At 57.5% G+C, this 13705-nt stretch carries 15 protein-coding genes; 7 read left to right on the top strand and 8 right to left on the bottom strand.

Annotated elements, in window-relative coordinates; all coding sequences use genetic code 11:
• Positions 1–34 precede the first annotated feature (34 nt).
• Positions 35–952, top strand: coding sequence for a pca operon transcription factor PcaQ (pcaQ, locus tag G6N80_RS05075; protein WP_062557153.1), 918 nt, complete (start codon positions 35–37; stop codon positions 950–952).
• On the opposite strand, the gene G6N80_RS05070 is transcribed toward pcaQ, so the two are convergent.
• The 3 genes from G6N80_RS05070 to pobA form a co-directional block, all read right to left on the bottom strand.
• Positions 947–2164: an MFS transporter gene (locus G6N80_RS05070; protein ID WP_062557154.1), complete on the bottom strand. Its 1218-nt coding sequence runs from the start codon at positions 2162–2164 to the stop codon at positions 947–949. The genes pcaQ and G6N80_RS05070 overlap by 6 nt on opposite strands.
• Before the next feature lie 4 nt (positions 2165–2168).
• Positions 2169–3218 carry an NAD(P)-dependent alcohol dehydrogenase gene (locus G6N80_RS05065; RefSeq protein ID WP_165131754.1) on the bottom strand — a complete coding sequence of 350 codons (1050 nt, stop codon included), beginning with the start codon at positions 3216–3218 and terminating at the stop codon, positions 2169–2171.
• Positions 3219–3359: 141 nt separating this feature from the next.
• Positions 3360–4529, bottom strand: a complete 1170-nt coding sequence (pobA, locus tag G6N80_RS05060) for a 4-hydroxybenzoate 3-monooxygenase (RefSeq protein WP_165131751.1) — start codon at positions 4527–4529, stop codon at positions 3360–3362.
• Between the two features lie 180 nt (positions 4530–4709).
• On the opposite strand from pobA, the gene G6N80_RS05055 reads away from it, so the two are divergent.
• Both G6N80_RS05055 and G6N80_RS05050 read left to right on the top strand, forming a co-directional pair.
• Positions 4710–5540, top strand: coding sequence for a helix-turn-helix domain-containing protein (locus tag G6N80_RS05055; RefSeq protein WP_162249608.1), 831 nt, complete (start codon positions 4710–4712; stop codon positions 5538–5540).
• 37 nt (positions 5541–5577) lie between these two features.
• Positions 5578–5916 carry a hypothetical protein gene (locus G6N80_RS05050; RefSeq protein ID WP_165131748.1) on the top strand — a complete coding sequence of 113 codons (339 nt, stop codon included), beginning with the start codon at positions 5578–5580 and terminating at the stop codon, positions 5914–5916.
• 12 nt (positions 5917–5928) lie between these two features.
• Here the strand turns inward: G6N80_RS05050 and G6N80_RS05045 are convergent, their stop codons facing one another.
• Together G6N80_RS05045 and G6N80_RS05040 are read right to left on the bottom strand one after the other, a co-directional pair.
• Positions 5929–6345 (bottom strand): hypothetical protein, encoded by a 417-nt coding sequence (locus G6N80_RS05045; protein ID WP_062557158.1) that lies wholly within the window; start codon positions 6343–6345, stop codon positions 5929–5931.
• 8 nt (positions 6346–6353) lie between these two features.
• Positions 6354–7196, bottom strand: coding sequence for a TIGR02587 family membrane protein (locus G6N80_RS05040; RefSeq protein WP_165131746.1), 843 nt, complete (start codon positions 7194–7196; stop codon positions 6354–6356).
• Positions 7197–7437: 241 nt separating this feature from the next.
• Between G6N80_RS05040 and G6N80_RS05035 the strand changes: the two genes are divergently transcribed.
• From G6N80_RS05035 to G6N80_RS05025, 3 genes are all read left to right on the top strand, one after another.
• Positions 7438–7596, top strand: a complete 159-nt coding sequence (locus tag G6N80_RS05035; RefSeq protein ID WP_082547372.1) for a YqaE/Pmp3 family membrane protein — start codon at positions 7438–7440, stop codon at positions 7594–7596.
• 87 nt (positions 7597–7683) lie between these two features.
• A complete protein-coding gene (locus G6N80_RS05030; protein ID WP_165131744.1) occupies positions 7684–8538 on the top strand; it encodes a sulfite exporter TauE/SafE family protein in 855 nt (284 codons plus the stop codon).
• Between the two features lie 96 nt (positions 8539–8634).
• The gene (locus G6N80_RS05025; RefSeq protein ID WP_246251364.1) at positions 8635–10137 is read left to right on the top strand and encodes a S10 family peptidase; all 1503 of its coding nucleotides are present in this window, start codon (positions 8635–8637) and stop codon (positions 10135–10137) included.
• A gap of 24 nt (positions 10138–10161) precedes the next feature.
• Here the strand turns inward: G6N80_RS05025 and pcaF are convergent, their stop codons facing one another.
• The 3 genes from pcaF to G6N80_RS05010 are packed head-to-tail and all read right to left on the bottom strand — an operon-like array spanning position 10162 to position 12772.
• A complete protein-coding gene (gene pcaF / locus G6N80_RS05020; RefSeq protein WP_062557160.1) occupies positions 10162–11367 on the bottom strand; it encodes a 3-oxoadipyl-CoA thiolase in 1206 nt (401 codons plus the stop codon).
• A gap of 11 nt (positions 11368–11378) precedes the next feature.
• Complete coding sequence (locus tag G6N80_RS05015; protein WP_062557161.1) at positions 11379–12068, bottom strand: CoA transferase subunit B; 690 nt, start codon at positions 12066–12068, stop codon at positions 11379–11381.
• Entirely contained in the window at positions 12065–12772 is a 708-nt protein-coding gene (locus G6N80_RS05010; RefSeq protein ID WP_165131742.1) for a 3-oxoacid CoA-transferase subunit A, read from the bottom strand. The genes G6N80_RS05015 and G6N80_RS05010 overlap by 4 nt, the downstream gene beginning before the upstream one ends.
• A gap of 135 nt (positions 12773–12907) precedes the next feature.
• On the opposite strand from G6N80_RS05010, the gene G6N80_RS05005 reads away from it, so the two are divergent.
• The gene (locus G6N80_RS05005; protein WP_062557200.1) at positions 12908–13663 is read left to right on the top strand and encodes an IclR family transcriptional regulator; all 756 of its coding nucleotides are present in this window, start codon (positions 12908–12910) and stop codon (positions 13661–13663) included.
• Positions 13664–13705 lie beyond the last annotated feature (42 nt).

The following is a 13705-nucleotide window of genomic DNA, read 5'->3' as shown; positions in this document are numbered from 1 at the left end:
TTTGAGGCCATATTCTTAACTCAGGGGTTATTATTTGATCGGATCGCGCATCAAGTACCGCCACCTTCAGACATTCGTGGAGGTCGCCCGGCAGCGGAGCGTCGTGAAGGCCGCAGACAGTCTGCACATTAGCCAGCCTGCCGTGACGAAAACGATAAGGGAACTTGAGGACGTCTTGAAGGTCGAACTCTTCGAGCGAGATGGACGCGGCATCAGGATCACCAAACCGGGTGAGGTGTTTCTCCGGCATGCAACGGCCTCCTTGACGGCGTTGCGCCAGGGCATTGATTCAGTCTCGCAGGAGCAGTTGGACAGCGTCCCACCTGTTCGCATCGGTGCCTTGCCAACCGTGTCGACCCGCATCATGCCGCGCGCTATGGAGCTTTTTCTGGCGGAAGGCACACGAAGCCGCATCAAGATCGTGACAGGAGAGAACGCTGTTCTCCTGGAGCAATTGAGAACCGGCGATCTGGATCTGGTCGTCGGTCGATTGGCGCCGCCTGAAAAGATGACCGGCTTCTCGTTCGAGCACCTCTATTCCGAGCAGGTGCTCTTCATCGTCCGGGCGGAGCACCCGCTGTTGACAGAAAGGGGACCGATCTTCGCCAGTCTCGGCGATTACCCGGTGCTCATGCCGACGCGCGGTTCGATCATCCGACCATTTGTAGAGCAGTTCCTGATTGCAAATGGTGCTGGGCCTCTTTCCAATCAGGTAGAGACTGTATCGGACTCGTTCGGCCGTGCTTTCGTCCGGTCGAGCGATGCCATCTGGATCATTTCCAGCGGCGTCGTTGCGGGCGACATTGAGGATGGCGTCCTGGCAGCACTTCCGCTCGACACGACGGAAACGCGCGGCCCCGTTGGCCTCACGCTTCGTACGGACGCGACACCAAGCCTGCCGATGTCCATCCTGATGCAGACCATTCGTCAGGCGGCTGCCGAGATTTCATGAGTGTCTGGTCGTCAGTCTTCCACGATGCTCGATCAGGAAGAGGACCAGACCGAGAATTCCAAGCAAGCCGCCGGTCGCGGCGGTGCCGCTCCATCCGCCCGCATGATAGGTGACGGTGCCGAGCGTTGAACCAATAGCGCCACCAATAAAGGCGGATGTCATATAGATCGCGTTCAGGCGCCCTCGCTTTTCCGGTGCGATGGCGAAGATGATGCGCTGCGATACGATCTGGTTTCCCTGCACGGCGGCATCGATCAGAACAGCGCATATCGTCAGCAGGATGAGAGCACCGGCAGCGACCGCATATCCCGACAATGCGAAGAAGACGGCGAGCCCGAGCATGGCAGACATGGATAACGCCATGCCCCAGCCGCGATCAGACAGACGACCGACGACTGGTGCCGCGAGCGCACCACCCGCGCCCGCAAGTGCAAAGAGGCCAATCCCTTCCTGGCTAAGCCCGAACCGCTCACTCAGAGCAAACGGGATGGCTGTCCAGAAGAGATTGAACGCACAGAAGATGATTGCCTGATACGTCGACCGCCAACGAAGAACCGGCGTTTCCCGGATCAGGCTCCCCATGGATCGCAGGATTGCGGGATAGCTCATGCTGGATTGGGGTTTTTGTTGCGGCATGACCTTGAGCAGGGTGACGCCGATGAATGCCATAAGGCACGCAGAAAGAAGGAAAATCGCTCGCCAGCCGAATGTCGCTGAAACGAAAAGCGCGATGGGGCGTGACAGCATGATTCCGGTCAGAACTGCTGCCATGACATTTCCGACCACACGACCACGCTTCTCGATCGGAACCCTGTGCGCGATGAAGGGGATGAGAACCTGCGCTCCCGTCGAGCAGACGCCAATCAGGAAAGAACAGACGAAAAACGGGACTACGGATGTCGAGACCGCCATGCCGAGCAGACCGAAGAGCGTGATGGCCAACAGCGTCAGTGTCAGCCGCTTGTTTTCGATCCGATCCGCCAAAGACACGAGGAAGAACAGCCCAATACCATAACCGATTTGGGTCGTACTGACGAGCGCGCCGGCCAGGTCTCCTGTGATTCCGAGTTCAGGGGCGATCTCGTTGATCAGTGGTTGCGCGTAATAGATGTTGGCGACGAGGGAACCCGCCGCCAACCCCACAACAGAGATCAACGTCCGTGACGGTCCAGCGTCACTGTCTTGCCGGTGTTCGGTGCGTTGATCCGTCATTGCTTCAAGCCTTTGGGAGAGTCGCCATGTCGATGACGAAGCGATAGCGGACATCGCTCTTGATCACACGCTCATAGGCTGTGTTGATATCCTTGATGTCGATCAGTTCGATTTCCGCAGTGATGTTGTGCTTGCCGCAGAAATCCAGCATCTCCTGCGTTTCCTTGATCGATCCGATCATGGAACCGGCCAGGCTGCGACGGCCAGGGATGAGCGAGAAGGCGTGCACCGGTACCGGCTTTTCCGGAACGCCGACCAGAACCATCGTGCCATCGACCTTCAGAAGGTTGAGATAGGCGTTCCAGTCGATGTCCTTGCCGACGGTGCAGATGATCAGATCGAATGTTCCGGCCAGCGTCTTGAAGGTCTCTGCATCGGACGTTGCATAATAGGCCTTCGCGCCAAGCTTCAGTCCATCATCCTTTTTCGACAACGTCTGGCTGAGAACCGTCACATCGGCGCCCATTGCTGCGCCAATCTTCACACCCATGTGGCCAAGGCCGCCCATGCCGACAATCGCGACCTTCTTGCCCGGACCCGCTTTCCAATGCGCGAGCGGTGAATAAAGCGTGATGCCGGCGCACAAAAGCGGCGCAGACTTGTCGAGCGGCAGGTTGTCGGGGATCGACAACACATAGCCTTCCTTCACGACGATATGGTCCGAATAGCCGCCGTAGGTGGGTGTCTGCCCATCAGCCTCTACGTCGTTATATGTCTGAACGAGACCCGGCAGATACTGCTCGTTATCGACGTCGCGCGTCTGGCAATGAATGCAAGAGTCCACAAAGCATCCGACGCCGACATGATCGCCCACCTTGAAGCGTGTTACCTTCGGCCCGACGGCGATCACGACGCCTGCGATTTCATGACCCGGGACCATCGGAAACCGGGAATTGCCCCATTCGTTGCGGGCCTGGTGAATATCGGAGTGGCAGACACCACTGAACTTGATGTCGATCACGACATCATCCTCGCGCGGCTCACGGCGCTCGAAGGTAAAGAACTCAAGCGGCTTGGATGCATCCGTTGCCGCATAGCCTCGTGCTATAGCCATGTTTGAACCTTCCAAAATTGCATCTGAAAATGAAACTGCCCCGGTGGGGGCAGCAATATTACTTAACGCGCAAATGCGTTTTCTGGTTTGTTCGATCAGCCGGAATTGTTGCACGATTCTCCAGACTGCTTCAGGCTGCGGTCAATACGGCAACCCGACATAGTTTTCTGCCATGGCCGTGGACGCCGCCTTGGAGTGGATAAGGTAGTCGAGCTCTGACTCCTGGATCTTTTGCCCGAAGTCGCCGGTATCGGGAAAGCGGTGCATCAATGTTGTCATGGACCACGAGAAGCGAACCGATTTCCAGACGCGGCTGAGCGCGCGTTCCGAATAAACGTCGATACCGGCTTCGGACTTTTCTGCGAAATACTCCTGAAGGCCGTTGAAGAGATAGTAGACATCGCTCGCAGCAAGGTTCAGCCCCTTCGCCCCAGTCGGTGGAACGATATGGGCGGAATCTCCCACCAGGAATAGTCGGCCGAACCGCATGGGCTCTGCAACGAATGACCGAAGAGGGGCAATGGATTTTTCGAACGATGGGCCAACGACCAAAGCCTCCGCGTGATGCGCAGGAAGGCGACGACGGAACTCGTCGAAGAAACGCTCGTCACTCCAGTTCTCTACCTTATCGTCAAGCTCACACTGAATATAATAGCGGCTACGGGTCTCGGAGCGCATGGAACTGAGTGCAAAGCCTCGCGGATGATTGGCATAGATCAGTTCGTGACTGACAGGCGGAATGTCGGCGAGGATGCCAAGCCATCCGAATGGGTAGACCTTTTCGAAGGTCTTGATGGACTTCTCCGGAACTGACTTCCGGCTGACACCGTGAAAGCCGTCGCAGCCTGCAATGAAGTCGCAATCTATCCTGTGCGTGACCCCGTCCTTTTCGTAGGTGACATAGGGATTTCCCCCATCAAAATCGAAAATCTGCACATGGTTCGCTTCGTAGATCGTGGGGGCGCCAGCGACTTCGCGCGCATCCATCAGGTCGCGGGTCACTTCAGTCTGGCCGTAGACCATGACCCGTTTACCAGTCAGGGCAAAGAGATCAATCCGATGATCGCGTCCGTCGAAGGCAAGCGAATATCCGTCGTGCGGCAGTCCCTCGGCGAACATCCGCGCCGCAACACCGGCCTGCTCCAGCAGCCCAACGGTTCCCCATTCCAGAACACCCGCCCGGACGCGGCCCAGAATATAGTCCCGGCTGACCCGATCGACGATGATGTTGTCAATGCCTGCTCTGGTCAGCAACTGTCCCAACAACAGGCCCGATGGCCCCGATCCAATGATGGCAACTTTGGTACGCATGAAGTCCTCCGGATGCTCTTCCTCTCCATGAAAATTGACAAAGCCGACGTGGCTTAACAATGGACAATTCTGCCGGTTTATTGGACAAATCGAACATAGAAGTAGGGAGGCGGGTGGATCATGTCAGTTCCAACTTACGGACTTTATGGCGAAGATCCCGCCGAGGGCCGACTTTTCTGGTTGCATTGCGAAACCATCGTGTCGCGCAGCAGCACGTACCGCTTCGAGATTGCGTTACACCGGCATGAGAGTTTCTTGCAGTTTCTTTACATCCGCTCCGGCGCGGGCGATGTTGTGCTGGAGGACGGTACCATCACGCTGCAACCCCCTTGCGTGGTCGTAATACCGCCCGGCCCCGCACATGGTTTCCGCTTTTCCCGCGATATCGATGGCCTCGTGGTCACGATAGCCACCCGGCTTGTACGCGAACCCTTGCGCAGCGTGATTGATGATGCACTAGGACGACTGTCAGATCCGCTCATGGTGCCACTTGATCAGGATACCGCCGACGCAAGCTACTTTCAGGCGACATTCGCCCGCATCGTAACGGAACATCAGCTGGATACGCCGCAGAATGACATTCTTCTCGAATTGCATGTCGCGGCGGTCGTGGTCATGCTGCTCCGCAGAGCCTTGCCGACGCCTGGCACTCAACCCGAAACACTGGCGGAATTGCGTGTTCGTCAGTTCAAGGATTTGATCGTTCGTCATTTGCGCGATCATTTGCCTGCCGAAGCCTATGCGCGGCAATTGGGTGTTTCGCCGACTCATCTTAACCGGATGGCTCGCCTCGTCACCGGCAAGACGGCTCATGAACTCATTATGGATCGCTTGATGGACGAAGCATGTCGTGAGCTCGTCTTTACCGGATACAGCATTCATCAGGTCGCAGAAAACCTGGGCTTTAGTGATGCCGCATATTTCTGTCGCGTATTTCGCAGCCAGATTGGTCTTACACCCAAGACGTATCGCGATCAGGAGATTGCGCGGATGAGGAACAAAGAGGTTTGAATGCCTGTTTATCGCACTGAACGATAAAGGAGGTTTCATGACCGAGCATTTGCAGGAACTGTCTGGCAACGGACGTCTATCCTTGGGTGGAGAAGAATCCAGCGTCGGCTACAAGCTTGTTGCCACACAACAGCCGGACCAGCAGATTGTCGTCGCCGTCAGCGTCATGGCTCCCCGGGACTGGCTTCTGAAACAAGGCTTTGAACGAGAGGCGACGCTCCATCGAGAGGCTGGTGAAGACCTCGACGTCGCTCTCGACGGCCAGTTGGACGTAAGCCATCCGATCTCTGTGACGCTTCGCAGCGAAGATCAGACATTCTCTTCCCTCGAGGCTGCTCGAGCGGCCTTTCCTGAATTGGGCCGGATGAGAGATTGACGGAATATGTCGTCAGGGTTCCGTGAAGCCTGACGGCATCAACTCGAGCGGATTCGAACGCGGGTCTGTTCGAAAGTAGAGAGCTCCCTTCGTTCGGGATTCAGCGGGCGCGAAATCGAACGTGACCTCGGCTGTCTCGGACGGTACGTTTTGCGGCGTTACCTTTCCAACCACTCGAACTGATGCTGCGGTGCTCGGCCCTGAATTCTGCAGTTCAATATCGACCCGGTAAAGCGCTCCGGCCTGCTCGATCTGTAGCATCCTGACGCTAAGGTCGGGTGGTCTCGAGTCAGCCAGAACCGCCTCCCGGCCTATCCACGACATCAACGCCAGAACGAGCACGGTCGATACGATACCGGTCAACCATTCGATCCAGTGCGGTTTCCCGGTTTCCGTATGCGTTTTCTGTTGCCTGTTGGATGTGGTCATGGTCGGTCTCACAGAACGAGGCGAGCGGAGGCAGCGCCCACGGCGCCGGGGAAGTTCAGCACGATCATGGACATCATGGCCTGCGTCAGGGACGTATCGTCCAGTCGGCCGAATGTCCAAAGGACGTAGACGCTGATGAGTGATGTTACGATATAGCCCGGCAGTGTGAACCGGACGAGCGCGTGCCAGGCGGGTGCATTTCCTGCAAGCGTGTGTGTTCCGCGAAACTGTGCCGCGTAGACGAAAGCGTGCATGAGTAAGATGGAGATGACAATCGTCGCCATGCTGTGCCAGTGCGTCATCTTGTAGGAGATCGCGATGATCTCCTCTGTCGGCGCTATGTTGAGATTGAGGAACAGAGCGCCTACAGCCATCATGAAGAGTTCACCCGAGTAACTGGTTGATGCCTCTTCGGCCGGCTCTTGCTCCTCATCGTCGTCCTGCTGTCCGCCCAACTGGCTGCGTCCAAGAAGCGCACCGATGCTTGCCGGAACAGCCTGAAGGGCGATTTTTCCGACCCATTCGCGCAGAGGCTGATCCTCCATCACGATTCCGAGGAGGGTTAGGATTACAGCACTGGTCAGGATGCCGAGCGCGTATGCAACGATTGCGTCTCGCGCCGCCTCGGACCAAGTGAATGTATGTTCGAACCCGATGCGCCGCGCCAACAGGACGAGAACCGGAAAATTGACGACGAGGAGAAGGAGAAGCCGCTCTCGTGGCATGTAGAAGCCAAGGAACCAAAGCTCCATGGTCATCAGCATCGGAATACCGAAGATCAATGCGCCAGCTGCGCCACGCAGCAGCCCGATGGCGAAGCGGGTCGTTTCGGATTGATTGTCAGCCGTCATGCGCAAAAGATACCGGGTCGTCTGCAACGCAACGATGCAAGTCCTTCAAAGGATCGACCTCCAGATAAGCGCAAGTCCTGACCTCGCGGAATTAGAGCGGCTGGATACATCGGAAAGGGATCCTGATCATAATTCTTGCGCGGGATGCCTTGCGGTGCGGCCTGAGGAAAACCAGATCTGAACCATCAGCGGAGTTGTGCGTTTGCACGGCTCCAGACAACGCCGATTATGAGGAACGACCGTGGACGTCATTCGTATTCTTTTCGCCATTCTCCTGCCCCCGGTAGGCGTGTTTCTGCAGGTCGGTCTCGGCCTTCATTTCTGGCTGAACATACTGCTGACGCTGTGCGGCTATCTCCCGGGTATCATTCACGCGATCTGGGTGATCGTGAAAAAATAAAGTTGATGGGCGTATTTACGTCTTGAGCGCCCTTGGCCAATTTGCGCCTCATGCTCATAAGCATGAGGCGTTTTTGCGAGGGACGACATGGTGGCGTTTTTGGGAGTATCGGTGCAGGAACTTGCACTGCTTGTCATTGCACTCCTTCTCGCAGGATGTTTGACAGGAATACTGGCAGGATTATTCGGTGTCGGCGGCGGCGCCATCATTGTGCCTGTGCTTTACGAACTCTTTCGTCTGCTCGGTGTGCCGGAAGAGTTGCGGATGCCCCTGTGCGTCGGCACTTCGCTGGCCATCATCATCCCGACGTCCTTCCGCTCTTACCGAACACACCGAAGCAAGGGAGCCGTTGATCGGGACGTCTTGAAGGTTTGGGCGGTTCCGATCCTGTTTGGCGTCCTGGCAGGAAGTGTGATTGCCCGCTATGCGCCGCCGGAAGTCTTCAAGCTGGTCTTCATCGCTGTTGCAGGTTTTTCAGCTGTCAGGCTTCTGTTTGGTCGGGAGAGTTGGCGGCTCGGTGTGGAGCTTCCGGGCAAGCCTGTCCTGCGTGCCTATGGTGTCGTGATCGGCTTGCTGTCGTCGCTCATGGGCATCGGTGGAGGGCAGTTATCGACGCTGATGCTGACCTTCTATTCGCGTCCAATCCACCAGGCCGTAGCTACTTCTTCCGGAGTAGGGCTGCTTGTCTCGATCCCGGGAGCGCTCGGCTACATCTACGCGGGTTGGGGGCGAGCTGCCGAAAATCCCGAAATAGCCGCTTTGCAGTTCCCGCTCGCCATCGGTTATGTATCGCTTCTCGGCGCCATACTGTTTATCCCCACGAGCGTGCTGTGTGCTTCCTTTGGCGCCAATCTTGCGCACCGCCTGTCCCGTCGTCGACTTGAACTGGCTTTCGGTGTCTTTCTGCTGCTGATTTGTATCAGGTTCCTGCTTTCGCTTTGAAGGCATTCACCGGGTATTGAAGCTGAGTTGAGTTTCCCTCACGGCGGACTGCCCTATGTTGAAATCAGCAGAAGGGGTAGTCCATTGCGATATGTCTTGATTTCAGCTCTTGTTGCCGCAGTCGGCCTCGCTGCACCTGGGTTCGCGCAGGAGCGTCCAAGAGGGGAGAGAGCCGAACAGGCATCGCCTGACCCATCGGGTCTGCTTGACCTTCTACCATCCGACGTGACGACCGAAGCAGTCCTGAAGACGTCGCAAGGCGAGATGGCTTACCGAGCAACGGCTGGAACACTGGCGCTGCGCGGCTCCGACGGTAAAGTTACCGCAAGGATTTTCTATACGGCCTATCGGGCAAAGGATCCGGTACAGGACAGACCCATAACCTTTGCCTTCAATGGTGGGCCGGGTGCCGCATCTGCCTATCTTCACTTGGGGCTCGTCGGACCGAAGATCCTCCCCTTCGAAGGAGCCAATCGAGATGGAACCCGGCCCGAGCTGCGGGATAATCCAGAGAGCTGGCTTGCTTTCACTGATCTTGTTCTGATTGATCCGGTAGGGACCGGCTGGAGCCGCGCCGTCAATGATGATGCGGCGGCGCGCTTCTATGGTGTGCGTCAGGATGCCGAGAGCCTTGCAAAGGCCATCGCGCTCTACGTGCAGAACAATGGCGTATTAGCGGCTCCGAAATATCTGCTGGGTGAAAGCTATGGCGGCTTTCGCGCAGCCAAGGTGGCGCTCGCGCTGAAGAACAATCAGAACATGGTGCCAGCCGGGATTATTATGGTCTCGCCATTGATGGAAGGCCGGTTCGTCTTCGGGCCCGAGAAGGATCCGCTGGCGGCAGCGCTTCAGTTCCCCTCACTCGTGGCGGCGCAGATGGAACGAAAGGGCACATTCACCACGGATGGGGTGATGCTGGCCGAACGTTTCGCCAATCGCGACTATGTCAGCGCATTGATTGATCCGCCGGAGCAGGGCGCGGATGCTGACGCGATCTACGACCGCATCGCGACGATGACGGGCCTTGCACGGCAAGACGTCGTTCGCACACGCGGTTTCGTTGGGGAGATCTATGCCAAGCAGGCGGCGGGCGAAGGGCAGATTTTAAGCCCGTATGACGCGAGCGTTCCTGTGCCGGATGCCTATCCTGAAGCCAGCTACGCCCGCAACGATGATCCTATTTTGGAGGGCTATACACGCGCCTACGGGTCGGCCTTCGCGGCCTATGCAAGAGACGTGCTCGGCTTCAAGACCGAGATGACCTATTCCCTGCTCAACGAAGAGGTTAACCGTCGCTGGGAGTGGAATGGCGGTCGTGGTGGAGATGCCCGTGTCTCGGCAAGTATCGCCAATGATCTCAGGGACCTGTTGTCCGTCATCCCGTCATTTCGTGTCATGGTGGTCCACGGCTACAGCGATATTCTGACGCCGTATGGCGCAAGCCGCTTTGTGCTCAATCATTTGCCGGAATCAATCGCCAAGGATCGAACCCAACTCAGGCTCTATCGTGGTGGACATATGTTCTACACGAATGATGCGGAGCGAAGCAAAATGTTCGGGGATGCCGCGCAATTCTACGGTCGACAATCGGGGCGATAGCCGCCCCGATCGCGCCTTCCCCGATCAAACCCGTTCGATGATCGTGGAAATCCCTTGACCGACGCCGATGCACATCGTTGAAAGCGCATAGCGGCCGCCGGTTTCATGCAGTTCGATGGCGGCTGTACCCACGATGCGGGCTCCGGACATGCCAAGCGGATGTCCGAGTGCGATTGCACCGCCATTGCGGTTCACGCGTGCATCGTCGTCCGCGATGCCCAGATGACGAAGGGTCGCCAGACCTTGGCTTGCGAAGGCCTCGTTGAGTTCGATGACGTCCATCTGCTGTTGCGTTAAACCAAGGCGCGCGAGGAGCTTTGCGGAGGCCGGTGCCGGGCCGAAGCCCATGATACGCGGAGGAACGCCAGCGGTGCCACCGCCTACAATTCGAGCGATTGGGCGAAGACCAAATTTCTTGATCGCCGCTTCAGACGCGATGATCAGCGCCGCCGCACCATCGTTCACACCAGAAGCATTGCCAGCCGTGACAGTGCCGCCTTCCTTCTTGAATGGCGTCGGCAGTTTCGCCAGCGTTTCAATTGTCGTTGCGCGGGGATGTTCGTCCTTTGCAACGATCACCGGATCGCCCTTGCGCTGCGGAATGGTAACCGGCGTGATTTCCTTCGCCAGACGCCCATTGCCTTGCGCTTCTGCGGCCTTGTTCTGGCTGCGCACGGCAAACGCATCCTGATCTTCGCGGCTGATATTGAAGTCTAAGGCAACATTCTCACCCGTTTCCGGCATGGAATCGACGCCATACTGCTTCTTCATCAACGGGTTCACGAAGCGCCAGCCAATGGTCGTATCGTAGATCTCCGCGTTGCGGGAAAAGGCGGTTTCCGCCTTGGGCATGACGAAGGGCGCGCGGCTCATGCTCTCGACGCCGCCGGCTATCATCAATTCGGCCTCGCCGGACTTGATGGCTCGGGCAGCTGTGATCACCGCATCCATGCCTGAACCACAGAGGCGGTTGATCGTTGTACCCGTGACGCTCACCGGAAGACCGGCAAGGAGAAGCGACATGCGGGCGACGTTGCGATTGTCTTCACCGGCCTGATTGGCGCAGCCGAAAATGACATCATCCACCGCTTCCCAATCGATGGAGGGGTTGCGTTCCATCAGGGCTTTCAGCGGCACGGCGCCGAGATCATCCGCACGAACCGAGGAAAGGGAACCGCCGAAGCGGCCGATCGGCGTGCGAATGTAATCGCAGATAAATGCGTCGGTCATTGGCATGCTCCTTACACTTGCGGGACGACGAGGTCGGCCACAGGACCATCCGTATGGAGCGGTGCTCCTGTCATGGCCTGAAGCTCATCCATCGTCATGTCAGCCAGCTTTTCGCGAACGACAAAGTGACCATCTTTCACGTCGATCACCGCATGGCTGGTGTAAATCCGCGTGATGCAGCCGACACCGGTGAGCGGAAATGTGCACTTGTCGACCAGCTTCGGCTTGCCGTCTTTCGTGACATGTTCGGTGATGACGAAAACCTGCTTGGCACCGTGCACGAGATCCATGGCCCCGCCAACGGCCGGAACGCCCTTGGACCCGACACGCCAGTTTGCGAGATCACCATTCTGGGCGACCTGATAGGCGCCGAGGATGGCGACATCGAGGTGACCGCCGCGTACCATGGCGAAACTGTCCGCGTGGTGGAAAAAGGCTGCACCCGGCTTCAGCGTTACGGCTTTCTTGCCAGCGTTGATGAGATCCCAGTCTTCCTCACCGGCAGCAGGGGCTTCGCCAAAATTGAGGATTCCGTTCTCGGTGTGAAAGATCGCTTCGCGTCCGGGCGGCTGGAAACGGGCAACCATTTCTGGAAAGCCGATGCCGAGATTTACATAGGCGCCGTCTTCGATGTCCTGTGCAGCGCGCCATGCAATCTGCGCGTTGGAAAGCTTGATGTCTTCGCGTGTGTCGAGGGTCATGCGTATGCAACTCCTGCGCGGATCAGAACTTCTTCCTGTTGCGGGTCGGCGATTTCCACGACGCCGTTCACGAAGATGCCCGGTGTGACGACATGCTCCGGATTGATGCTGCCTGCTTCCACAATTTTGGACACTTGCGCGATCGTCGTCCTGGCTGCCATGCACATCAGGGGGTTAAAGTTTCGTCCTGCCTTGTTGTAAGTCAGGTTGCCGTGAACATCGCCGAGTTCCGCCTTCACAATTGCAAAATCGGCCTTCAGCCAGCGCTCCTGCACATAGTGACGCCCTTCGAATTCCGCGATCACCTTGCCGTCGGCCAGTTCGGTGCCGTAACCCGTGGGGGTGTAGAAAGCCGGGATGCCTGCGCCACCAGCGCGGATTCGCTCTGCAAGGGTCCCCTGCGGCACCAGCTCGAGCTCGATCTCGCCCGCGAGATAGCGATCTGTGAAGGCGCGCGGATCGGAGGAGCGCGGGAACGAGCAGATCATCTTTTTGACCATGCCTGCATCAATCATCGCGGCGATGCCGATCCGTCCATTGCCAGCATTGTTGTTGATGACGGTCAGGTTCTTCGGACCGTGGTCAATCAGCGCGTGAATGAGTTCGATCGGCGCGCCAGAACCACCAAAACCGCCGATCATGACGGTTGCGCCGTCCATTATCTTGGAGACGGCTTCTGCCGCGCTCCGAATTGTCTTGTCCATTTTGAGAGACTCCCATGCTCCTCTTCGCGGCGCAGTAAGCGCCTTTCGCCAGCATGCGTCAAACAATTTGTGCGTTATTTGACATTTGTTCGATTATCGCACAATGTGAGCAAACTGTAGCGGAGGGATATGGCGGTGGCTGATACGGATCTGATGGGTGGCTTCGCCAAAGGCCTGCGCGTGATCGAAGCGTTTGGCGAAAATACGCCCAAGCTTTCCATAGCTGACGTTTCGAAGATCACGGCCCTCGACCGCGCAACCGCACGCCGCTGCCTGCTCACATTGTCGGAGCTTGGCTATGCCGATTATGACGGCAAGTTCTTCAGTCTGACGCCGCGAATTTTGCGGCTCGGCCATGCCTATTTGTCTGCAACGCCCATGCCCAACATCGTTCAGCCGTTTCTCGACAGGCTTTCAGAAGAGGTTGGTCAAAGCGCATCCGTCAGCGTTCTGGACGGCTGGGAGGTGGTCTATATCGCCCGAGCCTCCCAGAGAAGGGTCATGTCCATCAATCTGACAGCAGGCAGCAGACTCCCGGCCTATTGCGCGTCCATGGGGCGTGTTCTGCTGGCGTCCATGCCGCCGGATCAGGCCAGAACTCTGCTGGAGCAATGTCCTAGGACGAAGAACACGCCACACACGATGACGGAACCCGACGAGATCATGGCGGAGCTACAGAGAGTACGGGGTCAGGGATATGCGGTGATCAACCAGGAACTGGAACTGGGCCTGTGCTCTCTCGCGGTGCCGCTTCACGATGCCAAGGGCAGGGTGGTCGCAGCCGTCAACATCGGGGCGCCGGCAGCGCAAATCGCGGCGGATGAGATGGCGGACCGCTTCCTTCGTCCGTTGCAACGGATCGCTGCAGAACTACGTCCGATGCTGCGATAAAGCTTTGAATTTGTATTGCAGGCGGCTAATGAATCGGTAGAC

It is taken from the genome of Rhizobium rhizoryzae (genome assembly GCF_011046895.1).
GTDB lineage: Bacteria > Pseudomonadota > Alphaproteobacteria > Rhizobiales > Rhizobiaceae > Neorhizobium > Neorhizobium rhizoryzae.
Note: the sequence above shows the minus strand (reverse complement) of the source record. Positions and strands in the feature narration are given on the sequence as shown.

Coding starts and splice junctions, on each gene's coding strand:
- G6N80_RS05045 (WP_062557158.1), bottom strand. CDS start 6,345: ATGACCACATCCAACAGGCAACAGAAAACGCATACGGAAACCGGGAAA.
- G6N80_RS05040 (WP_165131746.1), bottom strand. CDS start 7,196: ATGACGGCTGACAATCAATCCGAAACGACCCGCTTCGCCATCGGGCTG.
- pobA (WP_165131751.1), bottom strand. CDS start 4,529: ATGCGTACCAAAGTTGCCATCATTGGATCGGGGCCATCGGGCCTGTTG.
- G6N80_RS05070 (WP_062557154.1), bottom strand. CDS start 2,164: ATGACGGATCAACGCACCGAACACCGGCAAGACAGTGACGCTGGACCG.
- G6N80_RS05015 (WP_062557161.1), bottom strand. CDS start 12,068: ATGACCCTCGACACACGCGAAGACATCAAGCTTTCCAACGCGCAGATT.
- G6N80_RS05030 (WP_165131744.1), top strand. CDS start 7,684: ATGGTGGCGTTTTTGGGAGTATCGGTGCAGGAACTTGCACTGCTTGTC.
- pcaF (WP_062557160.1), bottom strand. CDS start 11,367: ATGACCGACGCATTTATCTGCGATTACATTCGCACGCCGATCGGCCGC.
- G6N80_RS05065 (WP_165131754.1), bottom strand. CDS start 3,218: ATGGCTATAGCACGAGGCTATGCGGCAACGGATGCATCCAAGCCGCTT.
- G6N80_RS05010 (WP_165131742.1), bottom strand. CDS start 12,772: ATGGACAAGACAATTCGGAGCGCGGCAGAAGCCGTCTCCAAGATAATG.
- G6N80_RS05050 (WP_165131748.1), top strand. CDS start 5,578: ATGACCGAGCATTTGCAGGAACTGTCTGGCAACGGACGTCTATCCTTG.